Source organism: Streptomyces sp. LaBMicrA B280 (assembly GCF_049222185.1).
GTDB classification, from domain to species: Bacteria; Actinomycetota; Actinomycetes; order Streptomycetales; family Streptomycetaceae; genus Streptomyces; species Streptomyces murinus.
Map to the genome: position 1 here is coordinate 53148 of NZ_JBMJCT010000002.1, position 18440 is coordinate 71587.

16 protein-coding genes, 3 pseudogenes and 1 riboswitch are annotated in these 18440 nt (G+C 73.5%); of the genes and pseudogenes, 12 read left to right on the forward strand and 7 right to left on the reverse strand.

Going from position 1 to position 18440, the window contains the following annotated elements; all coding sequences use genetic code 11:
- The first annotated feature begins 130 nt into the window (after positions 1-130).
- The 7 genes from ACLF5H_RS01540 to ACLF5H_RS01570 all read left to right on the forward strand — a co-directional run bounded on the left by ACLF5H_RS01540 (position 131) and on the right by ACLF5H_RS01570 (position 9611).
- Positions 131-2071 carry an ABC transporter ATP-binding protein gene (locus ACLF5H_RS01540; protein WP_421674263.1) on the forward strand — a complete coding sequence of 647 codons (1941 nt, stop codon included), beginning with the start codon at positions 131-133 and terminating at the stop codon, positions 2069-2071.
- Positions 2072-2171: 100 nt separating this feature from the next.
- Positions 2172-2711 carry a (2Fe-2S)-binding protein gene (locus tag ACLF5H_RS01545; RefSeq protein WP_085567754.1) on the forward strand — a complete coding sequence of 180 codons (540 nt, stop codon included), beginning with the start codon at positions 2172-2174 and terminating at the stop codon, positions 2709-2711.
- Entirely contained in the window at positions 2708-3703 is a 996-nt protein-coding gene (locus tag ACLF5H_RS01550; protein ID WP_421674264.1) for an FAD binding domain-containing protein, read from the forward strand. Before ACLF5H_RS01545 ends, ACLF5H_RS01550 begins: the two co-directional genes overlap by 4 nt.
- 59 nt (positions 3704-3762) lie before the next feature.
- Positions 3763-5868 (forward strand): xanthine dehydrogenase family protein molybdopterin-binding subunit, encoded by a 2106-nt coding sequence (locus tag ACLF5H_RS01555; protein ID WP_421674265.1) that lies wholly within the window; start codon positions 3763-3765, stop codon positions 5866-5868.
- A 2-nt stretch (positions 5869-5870) separates the two neighbouring features.
- Positions 5871-8255: a glycoside hydrolase family 65 protein gene (locus ACLF5H_RS01560; RefSeq protein ID WP_421674266.1), complete on the forward strand. Its 2385-nt coding sequence runs from the start codon at positions 5871-5873 to the stop codon at positions 8253-8255.
- Between the two features lie 87 nt (positions 8256-8342).
- Positions 8343-8777, forward strand: coding sequence for a cold shock domain-containing protein (locus tag ACLF5H_RS01565; protein ID WP_421674267.1), 435 nt, complete (start codon positions 8343-8345; stop codon positions 8775-8777).
- Positions 8778-8861: 84 nt separating this feature from the next.
- Positions 8862-9611 carry a thioesterase II family protein gene (locus ACLF5H_RS01570; RefSeq protein WP_421674268.1) on the forward strand — a complete coding sequence of 250 codons (750 nt, stop codon included), beginning with the start codon at positions 8862-8864 and terminating at the stop codon, positions 9609-9611.
- Between the two features lie 34 nt (positions 9612-9645).
- Here ACLF5H_RS01570 and ACLF5H_RS01575 read toward each other — a convergent pair.
- Positions 9646-9771 (reverse strand): annotated as a pseudogene (locus ACLF5H_RS01575) (dipeptidase); the annotation flags it as partial.
- On the opposite strand from ACLF5H_RS01575, the pseudogene ACLF5H_RS01580 reads away from it, so the two are divergent.
- Positions 9770-10063 (forward strand): annotated as a pseudogene (locus ACLF5H_RS01580) (dipeptidase); the annotation flags it as partial. The pseudogenes ACLF5H_RS01575 and ACLF5H_RS01580 overlap by 2 nt on opposite strands.
- Positions 10064-10074: 11 nt before the next feature.
- Here ACLF5H_RS01580 and ACLF5H_RS01585 read toward each other — a convergent pair.
- From ACLF5H_RS01585 to ACLF5H_RS01600, 4 genes and pseudogenes are all read right to left on the reverse strand, one after another.
- Positions 10075-10168, reverse strand: a pseudogene (locus ACLF5H_RS01585) (dipeptidase); the annotation flags it as partial.
- A 57-nt stretch (positions 10169-10225) separates the two neighbouring features.
- Positions 10226-11407, reverse strand: a complete 1182-nt coding sequence (locus ACLF5H_RS01590) for a cytochrome P450 (protein ID WP_421674269.1) — start codon at positions 11405-11407, stop codon at positions 10226-10228.
- Positions 11408-11432: 25 nt separating this feature from the next.
- Positions 11433-12788, reverse strand: a complete 1356-nt coding sequence (locus ACLF5H_RS01595; RefSeq protein WP_421674270.1) for an NAD(P)/FAD-dependent oxidoreductase — start codon at positions 12786-12788, stop codon at positions 11433-11435.
- Positions 12778-12987 carry a ferredoxin gene (locus ACLF5H_RS01600; protein WP_046420515.1) on the reverse strand — a complete coding sequence of 70 codons (210 nt, stop codon included), beginning with the start codon at positions 12985-12987 and terminating at the stop codon, positions 12778-12780. The genes ACLF5H_RS01595 and ACLF5H_RS01600 overlap by 11 nt, the downstream gene beginning before the upstream one ends.
- Positions 12988-13212: 225 nt before the next feature.
- On the opposite strand from ACLF5H_RS01600, the gene ACLF5H_RS01605 reads away from it, so the two are divergent.
- From ACLF5H_RS01605 to ACLF5H_RS01620, 4 genes are all read left to right on the forward strand, one after another.
- Positions 13213-13935 (forward strand): FadR/GntR family transcriptional regulator, encoded by a 723-nt coding sequence (locus ACLF5H_RS01605; protein WP_421674271.1) that lies wholly within the window; start codon positions 13213-13215, stop codon positions 13933-13935.
- Positions 13932-14765 carry a sterol desaturase family protein gene (locus ACLF5H_RS01610; protein ID WP_421674272.1) on the forward strand — a complete coding sequence of 278 codons (834 nt, stop codon included), beginning with the start codon at positions 13932-13934 and terminating at the stop codon, positions 14763-14765. Before ACLF5H_RS01605 ends, ACLF5H_RS01610 begins: the two co-directional genes overlap by 4 nt.
- A 72-nt stretch (positions 14766-14837) precedes the next feature.
- Positions 14838-15161 carry a hypothetical protein gene (locus ACLF5H_RS01615; protein WP_421674273.1) on the forward strand — a complete coding sequence of 108 codons (324 nt, stop codon included), beginning with the start codon at positions 14838-14840 and terminating at the stop codon, positions 15159-15161.
- A 54-nt stretch (positions 15162-15215) separates the two neighbouring features.
- Positions 15216-15351, forward strand: a riboswitch (cobalamin riboswitch).
- A gap of 162 nt (positions 15352-15513) precedes the next feature.
- Positions 15514-16002, forward strand: a complete 489-nt coding sequence (locus ACLF5H_RS01620; protein WP_421674274.1) for a DUF4430 domain-containing protein — start codon at positions 15514-15516, stop codon at positions 16000-16002.
- A gap of 12 nt (positions 16003-16014) precedes the next feature.
- Here ACLF5H_RS01620 and ACLF5H_RS01625 read toward each other — a convergent pair whose 3' ends face one another.
- Positions 16015-16935, reverse strand: coding sequence for a cobalamin-binding protein (locus ACLF5H_RS01625; RefSeq protein ID WP_421674275.1), 921 nt, complete (start codon positions 16933-16935; stop codon positions 16015-16017).
- Between the two features lie 74 nt (positions 16936-17009).
- Entirely contained in the window at positions 17010-18422 is a 1413-nt protein-coding gene (locus tag ACLF5H_RS01630; RefSeq protein WP_421674276.1) for a hypothetical protein, read from the reverse strand.
- Positions 18423-18440: the final 18 nt, after the last annotated feature.

Sequence of the window (18440 nt, forward strand, 5' to 3'; positions counted from 1 at the left end):
TTACGGGCAGTGGTCGGCGGGGCCATGGGGGCCGTCCGGTTCGTCGGGGCGCCCCGGTCGCCGGACGCCGGAGCGGGTGAAAAGCCTCGGACCTTGACCTCAACGAAGCTTGAGGTTCTACGTTCTCCTCATGAGCATGGAGACCACCGCATGGACGCAGCTGCACAGCGTGATGAACGCGCAGGCCGACCGCCGTCCCCTCGCCCGCGCCACGCTGCGCCGCATCGCCGCCTTCGCCCGCCCGCACCGCTCCGGCATCATCCGCTTCGTCCTGCTCGGCGTCCTGACCGCCCTGCTCGCCGTGGCGACCCCGGTGCTCGCCGGGCACGTGGTGGACGCCATCGTCTCGGGGCACGACTCCCCGACCGTGGTCCGCCTGTCCCTGCTGATCGCGCTGGTCGCCCTCGCGGAGGCCGGGCTTGGCATCCTCGGCCGGCGGCTGTCGTCCACGCTCGGCGAGGGACTCATCCTCGACCTCAGAACGGCCGTGTTCGACCATGTGCAGCGCATGCCCGTCGCCTTCTTCACCCGGACCCGCACGGGAGCGCTGGTCAGCCGCCTCAACAACGATGTGATCGGTGCCCAGCGGGCCTTCGCCAACACCCTCTCCGGCGTGGTGACCAACCTGGTCACCCTGCTGCTCACGCTCGCCGTGATGCTCACCCTGTCCTGGCAGATCACCCTGCTCGCGCTCGTGCTGCTGCCCGTCTTCGTGCTGCCCGCGCGCCGCATGGGCAGCCGGATGGCCCGGATGCAGCGGGAGGCGGCGGCGCTGAACGCGGCCATGGGCACCCGGATGACCGAGCGGTTCTCCGCGCCCGGCGCCACCCTGGTCAAGCTGTTCGGCCGCCCCGACGAGGAGTCGGCGGAGTTCGCCGCCCGCGCCTCCCGGGTCCGGGACATCGGGGTGCGCACGGCCACCGCCCAGTCGGTGTTCATCACCTCCCTCACCCTGGTCTCCGCCCTCGCGCTCGCCCTCGTCTACGGCCTCGGCGGCTGGTTCGCGCTGCGCGGCACCCTGGAGGCCGGGGCGGTCGTCTCGCTGGCCCTGCTGCTGACCCGCCTGTACGCCCCGCTCACCTCGCTCGCCGGGGCCCGGGTGGAGGTGATGAGCGCGCTCGTCAGCTTCGAGAGGGTCTTCGAGGTGCTGGATCTGAAGCCGCTGATCGAGGAGAAGCCGGACGCGACCGAGGTGCCCGAGGGCCCGGTCGCCGTCGAGTTCGACGCCGTCCGCTTCGCCTACCCGGCCGCCGACCAGGTGTCCCTCGCCTCCCTCGAAGAGGTCGCCGCCCTCGACACCCGCGGCGGCACCGAGGTCCTGCACGGCATCTCCTTCCGTGCCGAACCCGGTCAGACCATCGCCCTGGTCGGTTCCTCCGGCGCCGGGAAGTCCACCATCGCGCAGCTGCTGCCGCGGCTGTACGACGTCGACGGGGGCGCCGTACGGGTCGGCGGGGTGGATGTGCGCGAGGTGACGGCGGCCTCGCTGCGGGCCACGCTCGGCATGGTCACCCAGGACGGCCACCTCTTCCACGACACCGTCCGCGCCAACCTGCTGCTCGCCCGCCCCGGCGCCGCCGACGAGGAACTGTGGGACGCCCTCGGCCGCGCCCGCCTCGCCGAGGTCGTACGGTCCCTGCCCGACGGCCTCGACACGGTCGTCGGCGAGCGCGGCTACCGGCTGTCCGGCGGTGAGCGCCAGCGGATGACCATCGCCCGGCTGCTGCTGGCCCGCCAGCGTGTCGTCATCCTCGACGAGGCCACCGCCCATCTGGACAACACCTCCGAGGCCGCCGTCCAGGAGGCGCTCACCGAGGCGCTGGAGGGCCGCACCGCCGTGGTCATCGCCCACCGCCTGTCCACCGTGCGCTCCGCCGACCAGATCCTCGTGATCGAGTCCGGCCGGATCGCGGAGCGGGGTACGCACGAGGAGCTGCTGGCGGCGGACGGGCGGTACGCCGAGCTGTACCGGACGCAGTTCGCGCAGGGAGCCGGGGCGGGGGAGACGGCGGTCGTGGAGTCGGCGGTCGTGGAGACGGAGGCCGTGGAGACGGAGGTGGGGGCGGTCTGAGGCCCCGCCCCCCGTGCGCGTGCGCCCCGTACGTGTGAGCCCCGCGAACCTGGATACGCGGAGCGCACGGCAGCACGGTTCGTCCGGAAGGCCACAGCCCATGACCAGTGAGAACGCGCCCGCTCCGGGATCGGAGATCACCCTGAGGGTGAACGGCAAGCCGCACACCCTGTACGTCGACCACCGCCGCGTCCTGCTGGACCTGCTGCGCGAGGACCTGGGGCTCACCGGCGCCAAGAAGGGCTGCGACCACGGCCAGTGCGGTGCCTGCACCGTGCTGGCCGGCGGGCGGCGGCTCAACAGCTGTCTGCTGCTGGCGGTGACCCTCGACGGCGCCGAGGTCACCACCGTCGAGGGCCTGGGCGGCGACGGTGAGGAACCGCATCCGCTCCAGCGGGCCTTCCTCGACCGCGACGCCTTCCAGTGCGGCTACTGCACCCCGGGCCAGCTCTGCTCCGCCGTCGGCATGCTCGCCGAGGCCGCGGCCGGCCATCCCTCCCACGTCACCGACCCCGCCGCCCCCTGCGGCCGCCCCGTCGCGCTGGACCGGCCCGAGATCCGCGAGCGGATGAGCGGCAACCTGTGCCGCTGCGGCGCCTATCCGGGCATCGTCGCCGCCGTGGAGGACGTGATCGGGTGAACGGCTTCGGATACCTCAGGCCCAGGACGCTCCAGGAGGCCGCGAAGGCGTACGCCGCCCACCCCGGCGCCCGCTATCTGGCCGGCGGCACCAACCTGGTCGACCTGATCAAACTCGGCGTCGAACAGCCCGCCTTCCTCGTCGACGTCGGCGCCCTGCCGCTGGACGGCGTCGAGGAACTGCCCGACGGCTCCCTGCGGGCCGGTGCCACCGTCCGCAACAGCGACCTCGCCGCCGACCCGCGCGTGCGCGACCGCTACCCCGCGCTCTCCCAGGCCCTGCTCGCCGGTGCCTCGGGGCAGCTGCGCAACGCCGCCACCACCGGCGGCAACCTGCTCCAGCGCACCCGCTGCCCCTACTTCCAGGCCCTGGACAAGCCCTGCAACAAACGCGATCCGGGCAGCGGCTGCGGCGCCCTGGAGGGCGTCCACCGCGACCACGCGGTGCTCGGGGGGTCCGAGCGGTGCATCGCCACCCACCCCTCCGACATGGCCGTCGCGCTCGCCGCGCTGGACGCCGAGGTCGAGCTGTACGGCACCGAAGGCACCCGCAGCGTGCCCGTGGCCGACTTCCACCGGCTGCCCGGCGAACACCCGGAGCGGGACACCGAGATCCGGCCGGGCGAGATCATCACCGGGGTGCTGCTCCCGGCCGCCACCGCCGGGCTGCCCTCCGCCTACCGCAAGGCACGGGACCGGGCGTCGTACGCCTTCGCGCTCGCCTCCGTGGCCGTCGTGCTGCGGCTCGCGGACGGCACGGTCGAGCATGTGGGCCTCGCCTTCGGCGGGCTCGCGCACAAGCCCTGGCGGGCCCGGCGCGCCGAGGAGGCCCTGCGCGGCGCGGCCCCCACCCCGGCCGCCCTCGAACGCGCCGTCGACCTCGAACTGGCCGCCGCCAGGCCCCTGGACGAGAACGCGTACAAGGTGCCGCTCGCCCGCAACCTCGCCCTCGACGTCCTCGGCCGCCTCGCCCCGGCCCCCGCCGCGGCCTGACCGCGCACCCCACCGGTGACAGGAGAAGCAGGGCACCCGACCCGGTCACAGGAGGACCCATGCCCCACACCGACACTGTCCTCGGCGCCCCCGCCGAGCGCCTGGAGGGGCGGCAGAAGGTCACCGGCGCCGCCCGCTACGCCGCCGAGCATCCGCTGCCCGGCCGCGCCCACGCCTGGCCGGTGCCCGCCGCCGTCGTACGCGGCCGGGTCTCCGAGGTGGACAGCTCGGCCGCCCGCGCCCTGCCGGGCGTCCTCGCCGTCCTCACCCCCGGCGACGCGCCCAAGGTCGCCGAGCCCGAGGACGCCACCCTCGCCGTGCTCCAGGACCCGCGCGTCCCGCACCGGGGCTGGTGCGTCGCCCTCGTCGTCGCCGAGACCCTGGAGACGGCACGGGCCGCCGCCCGGCTGGTGCGCGTCCGCTACGACAGCGAGCCGTACGACATCGAACTCGGCGCGGACCACCCGCGGGCCTACGAACCGGAAGAGGCCAACGCCGGGCTGCCCGGCCGGGTCGAGCACGGCGACCCCGAGGGCGCCTTCGCCGCCGCGGCGACCCGGGTCGACGTCGCCTACCGGGTGCCGCCGCTGCACAATCACCCGATGGAGCCGCACGCGACCACGGCCCACTGGGACGACGACCGGCTCACGGTGTACACCTCCAGCCAGGGCGGTACGACGGCACGCGCCGTGCTCGCCCAGATGTTCGAGCTGCCCGAGGACAAGGTCACCGTGGTCAGCGAGCACGTCGGCGGCGGCTTCGGCTCCAAGGGCACCCCGCGCCCCGACCTGATCCTCGCCGCCATGGCCGCCCTGCGCACCGCCCGCCCGGTCACCCTCGCCTACCCCCGCCGCTACCTGCCCACCGTCGTCGGCCATCGCGCGCCCACCCTGCACCGGCTGCGCCTCGGCGCCGACCCGGACGGCCGGCTGACCGCGCTGGTGCACGAGGTGACCACCCAGACCTCACGGGTCAAGGAGTTCGTTGAGCAGGCCGCGGTGCCCGCCCGCGTCATGTACGCCACGCCCAACCTGCGCACCCTCCACCGCGTGGTCGCCCTCGATGTGCCGAGCCCCTCCTGGATGCGGGCCCCCGGCGAGTCGCCCGGCATGTACGCCCTGGAGTCCGCCATGGACGAACTCGCCGAGGCGCTCGGCATGGACCCGGTCCAGCTGCGCATCCGCAACGAGCCCGAGCACGAGCCGGGCACCGGCATGCCGTTCAGCAGCCGCCACCTGGTGCAGTGCCTGCGCGAGGGAGCCCGGCGGTTCGGCTGGGAGGACCGCGAACCACGCCCGGCCGCCCGCCGCGAGGGGCCCTGGCTGCTCGGCACCGGGGTCGCCGCCGCCACCTACCCGGCCTCCGCCGTCCCGGCCACCGCCACCGCGCGCGCCCTGCCCGACGGCACCTTCAGCGTGCGGATCAACGCGACCGACATCGGCACCGGGGCCCGTACCGTCCTCGCCCAGATCGCCGCCGACACCCTCGCCACCGCCCTGGACCGGGTGCGCATCGAGATCGGGCACAGCGATCTGCCCCCGGCCTGGCTGGCCGGCGGCTCCACCGGCACCGCGTCCTGGGGCTGGGCCGTCCACGACGCCTGCGCCGACCTGGCCGCCCGGCTCACCGTACGGGAAGGCCCGTTGCCCCCCGACGGCCTCGAGGCCCATGCCGACACCGCGGGCCGCGCGGATGCCGAAGTCCCCTACGCCCGGCACGCGTTCGGCGCCCACTTCGCCGAGGTGGCCGTCGACACCGTCACCGGCGAGACCCGGGTGCGCCGACTGCTGGGCGTGTTCGCCGCCGGGCACATCCTCAACTCCCGCACCGCGCGCTCCCAGTTCACCGGCGCCATGATCATGGGCCTGGGCATGGCCCTCACCGAGAACAGCACCCTGGACCCCGCGTTCGGCGACTTTCCCGAGTGCGACCTCGCCTCCTACCATGTGCCCGCGAACGCCGACGTGCCCGCGGTCGAGGCCCACTGGATCGACGAGGACGACACCCATCTCAACCCCATGGGCAGCAAGGGCATCGGCGAGATCGGCATCGTCGGCACCGCCGCCGCCATCGGCAACGCCGTGCACCACGCCACCGGCGTCCGCTGCCGCGAACTGCCCCTCACCCCCGACCGGGTCCTCGCCGGTCTGCCGGCCGTGCGGTGACGGTGGCCGGGCCGACCTGGGAGTACGACGGATACCAGGCCGAACGGGAGCGGCTGCGGGAGTCCCTGTGCACCCTGGGTAACGGGTATGTCGCGACCAGGGGCGCGCTGCCCGAGTGCACCGCCGACGAGATCCACTACCCGGGCACGTACGCGGCGGGCCTCTACAACCGGCTCACCTCCGAGATCGCGGGCCGCCGGGTCGAGAACGAGGACATGGTCAACCTGCCCAACTGGCTTCCCCTGCGCTTCCGTCCGGCGGCCGACGGAGCCGACTGGCTGACCCCGGACACCGCCACCGTCACCGAACACCACCTCACCCTGCGGCTCGACACGGGCCTGCTGGAGCGCCGTACCCGCTACTCCCTCGGCGCTCGCGGGGCCCTGCTGGTACGGCAGTGGCGCCTGGTCCATCTCGGCGATCCCCATCTGGCCGCGCTGCGCACGGAGTTCACCGCCGAGGGCGCGGCGCTCGACCTGGACGTCGAGGCGGCGCTCGACGGCGATGTCACCAACGCGGGCGTGGCTCGCTACCGCGATCTGGACGGCCGCCATCTCACCGACGTGCGCACCGGAGGGACCGGCGCCGCCACCGTGTGGCTGGACTGCCGCACCCGCACCTCCGACATCCGCGTCGCCCTCGCGAGCCGGCTCACCATCGCGCAGCCCCCGCCGCCCGTCACCGCCACCGCCGAACCCCGCCGCGCCGTACAGACCGTGCGTCTCGCCCTTCGCCCCGGCCGTACCGTCACCGTCGACAAGACCGTCGCCCTGCACACCTCCCACGACCCCGCCATCGGCGACCCGCTGCGCGCGGCCCTCGACCGGCTGGCCGACGCCCCCGGCTTTGCGGAGCTGCGGGAGTCCCACCGCGCCGCCTGGGCGCGGCTGTGGCGGCGCACCGTCCTCGACGTGCCCGGTGAGGCCGGGCGGATCCTGCGGCTGCACCTCTTCCATGTGCTCCAGACCCTCTCCCCGCACACCGCCGACCTGGACGTCGGGGTGCCCGCGCGCGGACTGCACGGCGAGGCGTACCGCGGCCATGTCTTCTGGGACGAACTGTTCGTGCTGCCCTGTCTCGACCTCCATCTGCCCGAGGTCTCCCGGGGGTTGCTCCGCTACCGGCACCGCCGCCTGGACGCGGCCCGGCACGCCGCGGCCCGGCTCGGCAGGCGCGGCGCGTGCTACCCCTGGCAGAGCGGCAGCGACGGCCACGAGGAGACCCAGGAACTCCATCTCAACCCCCGCTCCGGCCGCTGGCTGCCCGACAACTCCCGCCTTCAGCACCACGTCGGCTCGGCGATCGCCTACAACGTGTGGCAGTACTGCGAGGCCAGCGGAGACAGCGCCTTCCGCGCGGGCGAGGGCGCCGAGATGCTCCTGGAGATCGCCCGCTTCTGGGCCGACTCGGCGGTCTACGACGACCACCTCGGCCGGCACCGCATCCGGGGCGTGGTCGGCCCCGACGAGTACCACGACGCCTATCCCGGCGCCGACCGGCCGGGCCTGGACGACAACACGTACACCAACGCCACCGCCGCCTGGGTGCTCGCCCGCGCCCTGGACCTGCTGCGCACCCTGCCCGAACCGCGCCGCCGCGAACTCACCGAAGGCCTCGGCCTCGAACCCGGTGAGAGGGAGCGCTGGGCGGAGGTCGCGCACACCCTCCATGTGCCCCGGCACGACGGTGTGATCAGCCAGTTCGCGGGCTACGGCGACCTCGCCGAACTGGACTGGGGCGCCTACCGCGAACGCTACGGCGACATCCGGCGCCTGGACCGGATCCTGGAGGCCGAGGGCGACACCGTCAACCGCTACCGGGCCTCCAAGCAGGCCGATGTGCTGATGCTGGCCTACCTCTTCGCGCCCCGCGAACTGCACGCCCTGTTCCGGCAGTTGGGTCACGACATCGACGAGGACACCTGGTCCGCGACGGTCGACTACTACCTGGGCCGCACCAGCCACGGCTCCACCCTCAGCGGACTCGTGCACGGCTGGATCCTGGCCCGCGCCCGCCGCGCGGATGCCTGGCGGTACGTCCAGGAGACGCTGCGCGGCGACATCGCCGACATCCAGGGCGGCACCACGGGCGAGGGCATCCACCTCGGCGCGATGGCCGGCACCCTCGATCTGGTGCAGCGCGGGCTGACCGGTCTGGAGACCCGCGACGGCACCCTCTGGCTGGACCCCGTCCCGCTCCCCAAGGTCTCCTCCTACGGCTTCTCGATCCGCTACCTCGGCCACTGGGGGATCGGCGTCCGCCTCGCCCGCAAACAGCTGGAGATCGCCGTGCCCGACTCCGGGGGCACCCCCGTCGACGTACGCCTTCCGGACCGGGTGGTGACGGTGCGGCCGGGGCGCACGGTGCGGCTGGTGCTGCCGGAGTGAGCACCCCGGGGGGTCGAAACCGGGCCCGAAGCTGTGTAAGTTCACCTGCGTTGGTGTTGTGCTGGTGTTGCTGGAGGTGTGTGGGCTGTGCTGATGACCGGCAAGGTGCTGCGTTTCGACGAGGTCCGCGGATACGGGTTCATCGCCCCGTCCGAACCGGGCGAGGACGTCTTCATGCACGCGAACGACCTGCTGGACGAGAAGTACCTCTACCACGAGGGCAGCGAGGTCGAATTCCACATGGAGATGGGGGAGAAGGGCCCGAAGGCCTCCCAGATCCGGCTGGTCTACCAGCCCTCCTCGCACCGCCTGCCCAACCGCCCGGTCTTCTCCGACGGCTCCGGCACCGCCGAACGCCCCGCCGCCGCACCGGCAGGCGAGGGCACCGGCGCGGCCCACTTCCGTAGCGAGCTGACCGAGGTCCTGGTCACCTCGGTCGACTCCCTCACGGCCGCGCAGATCCGCCAGGTCAGGGAGCGGGTCATCGAACTGGCCCGGGAAAAGGGCTGGTTGACCGCCTGACCGGGTTCGCCGAGCGCCCTCGGCCGGACCGGCGAGTGCCCCTGCCCCCAACTCTCTTTCTCCCGGCCCCCCTTGGAGCACACCGTGACGACAGCCTGCCCGACCGGCGACCCCTGGGTGCGCCGCTTCCACCCGGCACCCGAGGCGTCCGCCCGGCTGGTGTGCTTCCCGCACGCCGGGGGTTCGGCCACCTTCTACTTCCCGCTCTCCGCGGCCCTGCGCGGCGTGGCCGACGTGGTCGCGGTGCAGTACCCGGGGCGGCAGGACCGGCACGCGGAGAAGGGCATCGAGACCATCGCGGAGCTGGCGGACCGCGCCCATGAGGCGCTGCAGCCGTACGCGGACCGGCCGTTGACGTTCTTCGGGCACAGCATGGGGGCCATCGTCGCCTTCGAGGTGGCCCGCCGCTTCGAACGCGACGGAGAGGGCCCCGTCCATCTCTTCGCCTCCGCGCGGCGCGCCCCGTCCGCCCACGCGGGCGAGAACGTGCACCAGCGGGACGACGACGGCATCGTCGCCGAGATGCGCCGGCTCAGCGGCACCGACGCCCGGCTGCTGGACGACGAGGAGATCGTGCGGATGATCCTCCCGGCGCTGCGCAGCGACTACACCGCCGTCGAGACCTACCGGGCCACGCCCTCCACCGTGATCGCCACCCCCGTCACCGCCCTCACCGGCGACACGGACCCCCGGGTCACCCCCGAGGAGGCGCACGCCTGGCGCGGCCACACCACCGGGACCTTCGACCTCCGGATCTTCCCGGGCGGTCACTTCTACCTCTCCGAGCAGATCCCCGAACTCTCCGAGCTCCTGCGGACCCGGCTGACGGCGTAGGGCCCCCGCGCGATCAGCCGGTCCGGCCGTCCTGCTACCCGAGTTCCCTCGGGCCGTAGAGCGCCGCCGGAGCCCCGGTCGCCAGGGCCCAGTACCGGTCGCCGTACGACCAATGCCACCATTCCGTGGGGTAGTTCACCAGCCCGGCGGCGGTCAGTGCCCTCCAGCGCCGCTATTTCGAGGAGTACGGCGCGGAGTTGAGCGCCGCCCACCCCGACTGGCCCGCCGAGCTGGTGCGTTCGGCGGCGAGCCGTTACGTCTCGCCGCCCGAGATCGCGCCGCACAGCGCCGGGGCGGCCGTCGATCTCACGCTCGTCGACGCCGACGGCCAGGAGCTGGACATGGGGACGGCGATGAACGCCAACCCCGAGGACAGCGCGGGCGCCTGCTACACGGGGGCGGTCGGCATCAGTGACACGGCCCGCGCCCACCGGGACGCCCTGGGGGCGGCCCAGGGGCAGCCGGCCGTCACGGCGCACATCCACCAGCCGCTCACCGCACTCCCGCACGGGCACGGCGGCGACCTTCGGATCGGACATCAAGATGATCTCTGCCATGGGCCGATCGTCTCAGCCCCCGGCCGCCACCGGGAGGTGTTCCAGCGGTCGGAGCCGTCAGCACCTCAGCGTCAGATGGCGCGGCCCCCGCAGCATCGCGTTCTGCCGGTACGGCGGCGGGTCCTCGACCAGTTCGGCCGTGCCCAGCCGGGGCAGCAGCGCGGTGAGCGCGGACTGCGCCTCCAGCCGGGCGAGCGGGGCGCCGTAGCAGAGATGGATGCCGGAGCCGAAGCCGAGGTGCTCGTTGTCGGCGCGGGTCGGGTCGAAGCGGTCGGGATCGGTGAAGCGGCGCGGGTCGCGGTTGCCCGAGGCCAGGGCCAGGAACACCGAGGAGCCGCGGGGCAGCGTGGTGCCCCCGACGTCGAGGTCGGCGAGCGGGATGCGCTCGCGCATGTGCACCGGGGGCTCGTAGCGCAGCAGTTCCTCCACCGCCCTCGGCATCAGATCGGGTTCGCGGCGCAGCCGGTCCAGCTCCTCGGGATGGCGCAGCAGGGTCAGGACCCCGTTGGTGATGAGGTTGACCGTGGTCTCGTGCCCGGCGATCAGCAACAGCACCGCCGTCTGGGCCAGTTCCTCCTGGCTGAGCCGCAACTCGGGGTCGGGCTCGGAGACGAACGCCGACAGCAGATCGTCGCGCGGATCGTCACGGCGCTGCTCGGCCAGGCCCACCAGATACCCGCCCATCTCCTGGCGGGCCCGCTCGGCCTCGTCGCGCGGTGCCGAACTCGCGTCCGGCCGTACGTCGGCGGCCGCCACCAGCGTGTCCGACCAGGCCCGGAAGAGCGGTTCGTCCTCGTGCGGCACCCCGAGCAGCCGGCAGATCACCGTGACCGGCAGCGGATAGGCGAAGTCGTCCACGACATCGAGCTGCCCGCCCGACTCGAACGGCGCGAGCAGCTCCTTGGTGATGTTCTCGATCTCGGCGCGCATCCCGTCCACCCGGTGCGGCGTGTGCGGCGGGCCGAACGGCCGCATGGCCAGGGTGCGCAGCCGGTGGTGCTCCGGGTCGTCCAGGCGCAGGAACGGCGGCTTGGCGGTCTCCAGGCCGCGGGTGCGGGGATCCGCGCTCATCCGCGGATCGTGCAGCAGCGCGGCGACCTCGTGATAGCCGCCGATCAGCAGGCTGCCGTCGGCCTGCGGGACGACGGCCCCGGCCTCGCGCAGCTCCGCGTACAGGGGATAGGGGTCGGGGCGGCTGGCGTAGTCGGTGATCCTGGCCAGCAGGGTGCCGGGGTCCATGTCGGCTCCTCGGAGTGGGGGTGGGCTAGACCACCGTCAGCCGGCGGTCCGGCAGATAGCCGGTCAGTGCGACGGTCGGGCCGTGGGACAGCACCGACGGGTCCGGTACGTCGGACGGGATCGGGATCTCGGCCGCGAGCGCCCGGTCGGCGGCGCCCGGCGGGGGCGGGAACGGCGCGCCGGTCTCGATCAGATGCTGGTAGTAGTCGAGCGACTTGGCCATGTCGACGGTGACCGCGGCGGTGACCCGGCCCCGGTAGCCGTAGACCATGGCGAGCCGGCGCGCCTCCAGCGAGCCCTGCGCGATGACCACGTGGTCGGAGTAGGTGGGCACCCCCACCGACTTGATGTTGAGCCCGAACTGGGTCGACCAGAACGTCGGCAGCGCCAGGTGCGGGCGCCGCAGCGGACCGGGGCTGACCATGTTGTGGGCGGCCACCTCGGCCTGGGTGACCGCGTTGCCCCAGTGTTCGAGGGACAGCAGCTGGTAGCCGAAGAGCGGATGCGGGAAGCGGGAGACGTCACCGGCCACGAAGACGTCGTCGGTGACGATGCCGTACATGGTGAAGGCCCGGCACCCGGCGTCGCAGGCCAGCCCGCGCGGGCCCGCCGCGAGCCCGGAGTCGGCGAGCCACTCCACATTGCGCACCGCGCCGAGCGCCACCACGCACACGTCCGCGTCCACCTGGTTGCCGTCGGACAGCTCCACGCCGGTGAAGGTCTTCTCGCCGAGCAGCCTGGTCACCGTCACCCCGGTGCGCAGGTCCACGCCGTGGTTGCGCTGCATCACGGCCGCGAGCTTGGAGAGGGTGCCGCCGAGCGCGCCGACCAGGGGCGCCGGGCCGCGCTCGGTGACCGTGACCTCCAAGCCGCGCTCCCGGCAGGCCGAGGCGATCTCGGAGCCGGTGAACCCGCCGCCGATCACCAGCACCCGCCGCGGCCCCGCGTCCAGCCGGGCCGCGAGCCCCGCCGCGTCCTCCTGGGTGCGCACGGTGAACACCCCGTCCAGCGCGGCCTCCGCCGGGTGGGGCCAGGGCCGGGCGCGGGTCCCGGTGGCGATCAGCACCCGGTCGTACGGCAGTGACTCCCCGTTGTCGAGCAGCACCCGCTTGCCCAGCGTGTCCAGGCCGGTGGCCCTTACACCTAGTACCCACTCCGCCTCGGGGTCGCGGCGCATCGGCAGCGCGGTGGAGTCGGCGGGCGCGACGCCCAGCAGGACCTGCTTGGACAGCGGCGGGCGGTCGTACGGCGGATGGGGTTCGTCCCCGACCACGGTCAGGGAGCCGGTGAAACCCTGCTCGCGCAGCGCCTCCGCGGCCCGCAGCCCGGCCAGCGAGGCGCCCACGACGACGATCCGGCCGGCCATGAGGTCATCGGGCACCGCCGCTCACCTCTTCCCCGAGGAGGATGGCCTGCACCGGGCAGGCCGCCGCGGCCTGGCGCACCCGTTCGACCTGATCGTCGGGGACGGCCGGGGCGTACAGCAGCCCTTCCTCGCCGTGCAGTCGGAACACGTCCGGTGCGAGGAACACGCACTGTGCGTAGCCCTGGCAGCGCGTGAGGTCGACAACGGTCTGCATCGCAACCACTTCCTCCTCCGCCGTACCGCCCCCTCACGTCCAGCATGGGGCGAGACCGGGGCGCTCGCACGGCCACCAGGGCGGCGGCCGGAAGCGGCGCGCCAACGCTCCGGGGACAAGCGCCCCTTGACGGACCCGGACGAACGCCGACATATCCGCGGGCCCGCGCGGAAAGACTGGTCCAACCAGTTGACCACTGTACGAACCGCGTCCACCCTGATCGCCATGACTGAGGGACACATACGGCGCGAGGCGGTCTCCGATCAGCTCTTCGCCGTGTTGCGGGACAGGATTCTCGGCGGGGCGCTGCCGGCGGGCGGCGCGCTCACCGCCGAGCGGGAACTGGCGGCCGAGTTCGGGGTGAACCGGCACGCCGTACGGGAGGCCGTCAAACGCCTCCAGCAGGCCCGGCTGGTCGAGGTCAGCCATGGCGGCCGTACCCAGGTGCTGGACTGGCGGCGCACCGCCGGTCTGGAACTCGCCGTGGGCATCGCCGCCGCCGACAGCGGGCCCACCGTGCAGGACATCGCCCGCGACGCCCTGGAGATGCGGGCCTGCATCGGCGCGGACGCCGCCCGGCTGTGCGCGCTGCGCCGCTCCGCGCGGGCCGCCGCCGAGATCGCCGCGGCCGTCGAGGCGCACGCGCAGGCCGGGCCCGATCTGACCGAGCTGGACGAGACCTACATCGCCTGGTGGCGGCTGATCGTGGAGGGCTCCGGGAACATCGCCTATCTGCTGGCCTTCAACAGCCTGGTCGACGGACTGATCCCGGTCGCCGACGTGCCCGCCGACCTCGGCGCGGGCGAGATCCTCGACGTGGAGGCCCACCGGCGCCTCGCCGGGCACATCACGGCCCGCGAGGCGGGCGCGGCCGAGCTGCTGGCCCGCGAGCTGCTGACCCGCAGCGTGCCCGCCGCCTCCCGCGCCGGGAAGGGGGCCCGCCGATGATCCCCACCGTGGTCTACGCGATCCCGGCGTTCGTGCTGCTGGTCGTGGTGGAGGCGCTGTCGTACCGCTTCCTGCCGGATGACGAGGAGCGCGGGTACGAGCTGCGCGACACCGTCACCAGCATGTCCATGGGCGCGGGCAGCCAGGTCATCGCGGTGCCGTGGAAGGTCGCGACGATCGTGGTCTACGCCGCCGCCTACACCGCCGTTCCCTGGCATCTGCCGCCGTCCTCCGGCTGGACCTGGCTGCTGCTGTTCTTCGGCGACGACCTGGCCTACTACGCCTACCACCGGGCCCATCACCGGGTACGGGTGCTGTGGGCGAGCCATGTGGTGCACCACTCCAGCCTGCGCTACAACCTCTCCACCGCGCTGCGCCAGACCTGGACGCCGATGACCGGCCTGCCGTTCTGGCTGCCGCTGGCGCTGCTCGGCGTGCCGCCGTGGATGATCCTGGTCGAGCAGGCGGTCAGCCTCGTCTACCAGTTCTTCCTGCACACCGAGCGGGTGGACCGGCTGTGGCGCCCGGTGGAGTGGTTCTTCAACACGCCCTCGCACCACCGCGTCCACCACGGCTCCAACCAGGTCTACCTGGACCGCAATTACGGCGGCATCCTCATCGTCTGGGACCGGCTCTTCCGCACCTTCGAGCCGGAGGGGGAGCGGGTGGTGTACGGGCTGACGAAGAACATCGGCACCCACAACCTGGTGCGGGTGGCCTTCCACGAGTACGCGGCCGCCTGGCGCGACGTCCGCGCGGCGGTGCGATGGCGGGACCGGGCCGGGTATGTGTTCGGGCCGCCGGGATGGTCACCGCGCGTCAGCCGATGAGATGATGATCGTCAAGTCGAACCGGAAGCCCGGGGGGTAGAAGTGGCCGGATCGGTCCCGTGCCGTGTCGTCGTGTGCCGTGACTGCTGCTGCGGCAGCCCGAAGGTGACCGGCGTCGACCACGCGGCGCAGACCGCCCGGCTGACGGCGGAGGTGCCCACGCGCGTCTCCGACTGCCTCGACGTGTGCGACCAGGCCAACGTCATCGTCGTGCAGCCCTCCGCCACCGGCCGCGCCGCCGGTGGCCGCCCGGTCTGGCTGGGCCTGGTCAACGACCCGGAGGCGACCGAGGACGTCATCACCTGGGTGCGGTCCGGCGGGCCGGGCGTGGCACCGCTGCCGGAGATCCTCGGGCTGTACGCCTTCGCACCGCCGGGGCGCACGGCGAACCCCTGAGACCCAAGGGTCGGAGAATAAGCCGGAGTTCTGGTTCATCTTCACCAACTGCCCCTAGAATGAACACCGTTCGCACAACAACCGCATAAGTGCGTGACTGGGGGAAGCCGGTGGGAATCCGGCGCTGACCTGCAACCGTGTGCGGCCGTGGGCCGCGAGTCGGGCTGCCCGGCACGCGCTGGAACCGCTTCCCACTGTCATGGTCCGCAGCGCGAAGCCGAGAGCCATGCCCGGAGCACCGGGCCCGGCCCGTCCACCGGTCCGCGCGAGCGGAGGTGCCCGGCGCCGCCCGGGTGCGCCTCGCGCGCCCGGCGACGAGGCCGCGGGCCGCCCGCCCAGGAAGGCTCAGCTCTTGCACGGCACCTTCGCACGCCGCACCCTGATCACCGCGACCGCCCTCGGCATGGCCCTCGTCGCCGCCCCGGCGACCGCCCACGCCCGGAGCGCACCGGGCACGAACGCCCCGGTCGCGGTGACGCTCACCGTCCAGGGGCCGGACGGGATCCTCTTCAAGGGGAGGATCAGAACCCGCGGCCACGACGTCACCACCGCGACCGGCGGCACGCACACCTGCGACGGCACCAACGGCGGCGCCAACCCCTCCGCCGTGCCGACGCCCACCGCTGCCCTCGACGACGCCGCCCACCGTCGGCACTTCACCTGGGACGGCGCCTGGTACGCGTCGTTCGACGACTACTCCGTCGACACCATCAAGAACGTCAGCGGCGGCGCCTCCGCCTACTGGAACATCTCCGTCAACGGCACGCCCACCCCGGTGGGCGGCTGCCAGTTCAAGCTGAACGCCGGGGACGCCGTGGCGTTCACCTGGACCGCGTTCTGATCCCGCCCCTTCTCACCGGCCGGGGAACGGACGCGCCTCGGCCGGTGTGACCGGCTCCCCGGCCCGCACCCCGTGCAGGACATGGGCCAGCACCTCCGCCCCGCGCACCACCCGTGGCCCCGGCCGGTTGTAGTACGACGGCCCGTCCAGTACCCAGACCCGACCCGACCGTACGGCGGGCAGCTCCGCCCAGCCCGGCAGCTTCGTGAGCAACTCGGCCTCGCGCAGGGTGCGTTCGGGCGGGAAGCCGCACGGCAGGACGAGCAGTACGTCGGGCCGTGCGGCGCGCACCGCCGACCAGGGCACCGGCTCGGTGTGCGCGCCGGGCGCGGCGAGGAGCGGTTCGCCCCCGGCGGCCGTGATCTGCTCCGGCACCCAGTGTCCGGCGGGCCACAGCGGGTCCAGCCATTCGATCGCCGCCACCCGGGGCCGGTCCAGACCGGCGACCGCGCCGCGCAACCGGTCCAGCCGGGCCCGCAGTTCGGCCCGGCGGCGCAGCGCGCGCTCGCGCACGTCCAGCAGTTCACCGACGGTGACCAGGCAGTCCAGCACGTCGTCCAGGGTGCGCGGCTCCAGGCTGAGCACCCGGGTGTCCGCGTCGAGCAGCCGCACGGCCCGGCTCACCCGCTCGTACGACACCGCGCACACGGCGCACAGGTCCTGGGTGAGCACCACATCGGGCCGCAGCGCCGCCAGCGCCTCGGTGTCGAGCGTGTACAGCGACGACCCCGAGTGCGCCGACCCGCCGACGGCGGCGGAGATCTCCCGGCTGGTCAGCACGTCCTGGTCCAGCTCCGCCCCGGTCACCACCGGCACCGACGCCACCTCCCGGGGCGGCCAGTCGCATTCGTGGGTACGCCCGACCAGGCTCGCGGAGAGGCCGAGCGCGGCGACGATGTCGGTCGCGGCGGGGAGAAGGGAGACGATCCGCATGCCCTGAGCCTATGCCGGGAGCGCACGCCCGGGGCCGCGGCTGCGCCGCCCGCTCTCCCCGGCTCGGCCCCCCGTCACGCCCCCCAGCGCACCGCGATCGTGTCGCCGACGCCGATGGCCGTCTCACGGGTGGCGGTGGCGAAGGCCGAGCCGTCGACGCTGACCTTCCAGGTGCCGGAGCCGCTGTTCGCCTTGCCGTTGAGGGTGGTGACGGCGCCGGTGCCGGAGGCCGGGGTGATGTCCGTGACACAGCCGGACGGGGTGGCCGCGCTCTTGGCGGCGTCGAGGACGGCGCCCAGCGTGGTCGTGGTGCCGGTCGGCGTGAGCGCCACGGAGCACACCTTCAGGCTGCCCGCCCCGTCGTCCACGCTGAGCGCCAGCTTCGTCGCCGTCCCCGAGGTGAACGAGCCCTGGCCCACCCACTGCGGGGCACCCGGCGTCGTGGGCGCGGGCGGCGCCGCGGTGAAGCCGCCGCCGGCCACCGCGCGCAGGGCGTCGATCGAGGAGTACGCCGTCGGCGAGGTGTCACCGGGCTGGTACCGGAAGCCGCCGCCGGGGTTGAACTGCTGCGCGATCAGGAAGTCCACCGGGGTCTTCCCCGCCGAGGTGAGGAAGTCACCGGTCTGCGGGTTGATGCCGCACGCGTTGAGGCCGGACACCGCCCAGCCGTTCGAGTCGGAGTTCACGCCGAACATCGCGTTGAAGGCACCGCTGTTCGCCACCAGCTTGCTCTTCAGGAACGCCTTGGCCCGGACGATCCCGCTGTCGGTGTTCGGCACCCCGGACGTGCACAGCGCGGCCATCGCGGCACCGGTCATGTCGATGTCGCTGGTCGCGGCGAGCTGGCTCGCGTCCCCCTCGGCCTTGCCGTAGTTCCAGCCGCCGTCGTTGTGCTGGTTGGCCCGGATCCGGGCGACCACGGAGTCACGCAGCGCCCCCGGTATCCGCGCCTGCCCGGACTGCGTCTTCGCGCCGTTCAGGGCGAGCGCGGCGAAGACGGTGCCGTTGAAGTTGGCCGACGGTCCGAAGTAGCCGGTCTCCGCGGTCTGCCAGTAGCCGTAGATGTCGGCGATCAGGTCCCGGGAGGCGGACACCCGGGCCGGATCGATGCCCGCGGCGTAGGCGTTCAGCACCGCGCGCTCGTAGTCCGTGACGACGGGGGAGGCGGACGGCCAGGCGGCGGTGGAGAGCAGATCGCGGTAGACGGTTCTCGCGTTCTTGCTGGTGTCGCCCCCGGGGGTCACGTCCACCGCGGCGGTCCCGGCCGAGGCGAGCGCGCTGAACGCCCACTCGTTGGACAGCCCCGACCCGGCGTACGAACCGTCCGCCGCCTGAAGGGACTTGAGGTAGCCGACCCCGTTCGTCTTCGAGGTGGTGATCTGCGCCGGGGAGGACGTGGCGGCGGCGGGCAGTGTGGCGAGGGTGAACGCGCCGAGCGCGGCGGCCGCGACGAGCGCGGGGCGGCGGAGGGACAGCGGACGGATCATGGCCTGCTCCTTGGATGG

What these genes read in the sequence shown, in the direction of transcription:
- ACLF5H_RS01540 (WP_421674263.1), top strand. Translation starts at nt 131, where the DNA reads ATGAGCATGGAGACCACCGCATGGACGCAGCTGCACAGCGTGATGAAC.
- ACLF5H_RS01605 (WP_421674271.1), top strand. Translation starts at nt 13,213, where the DNA reads ATGACTGAGGGACACATACGGCGCGAGGCGGTCTCCGATCAGCTCTTC.
- ACLF5H_RS01590 (WP_421674269.1), bottom strand. Translation starts at nt 11,407, where the DNA reads ATGGACCCCGGCACCCTGCTGGCCAGGATCACCGACTACGCCAGCCGC.
- ACLF5H_RS01600 (WP_046420515.1), bottom strand. Translation starts at nt 12,987, where the DNA reads ATGCAGACCGTTGTCGACCTCACGCGCTGCCAGGGCTACGCACAGTGC.
- ACLF5H_RS01610 (WP_421674272.1), top strand. Translation starts at nt 13,932, where the DNA reads ATGATCCCCACCGTGGTCTACGCGATCCCGGCGTTCGTGCTGCTGGTC.
- ACLF5H_RS01630 (WP_421674276.1), bottom strand. Translation starts at nt 18,422, where the DNA reads ATGATCCGTCCGCTGTCCCTCCGCCGCCCCGCGCTCGTCGCGGCCGCC.
- ACLF5H_RS01545 (WP_085567754.1), top strand. Translation starts at nt 2,172, where the DNA reads ATGACCAGTGAGAACGCGCCCGCTCCGGGATCGGAGATCACCCTGAGG.
- ACLF5H_RS01625 (WP_421674275.1), bottom strand. Translation starts at nt 16,935, where the DNA reads ATGCGGATCGTCTCCCTTCTCCCCGCCGCGACCGACATCGTCGCCGCG.
- ACLF5H_RS01555 (WP_421674265.1), top strand. Translation starts at nt 3,763, where the DNA reads ATGCCCCACACCGACACTGTCCTCGGCGCCCCCGCCGAGCGCCTGGAG.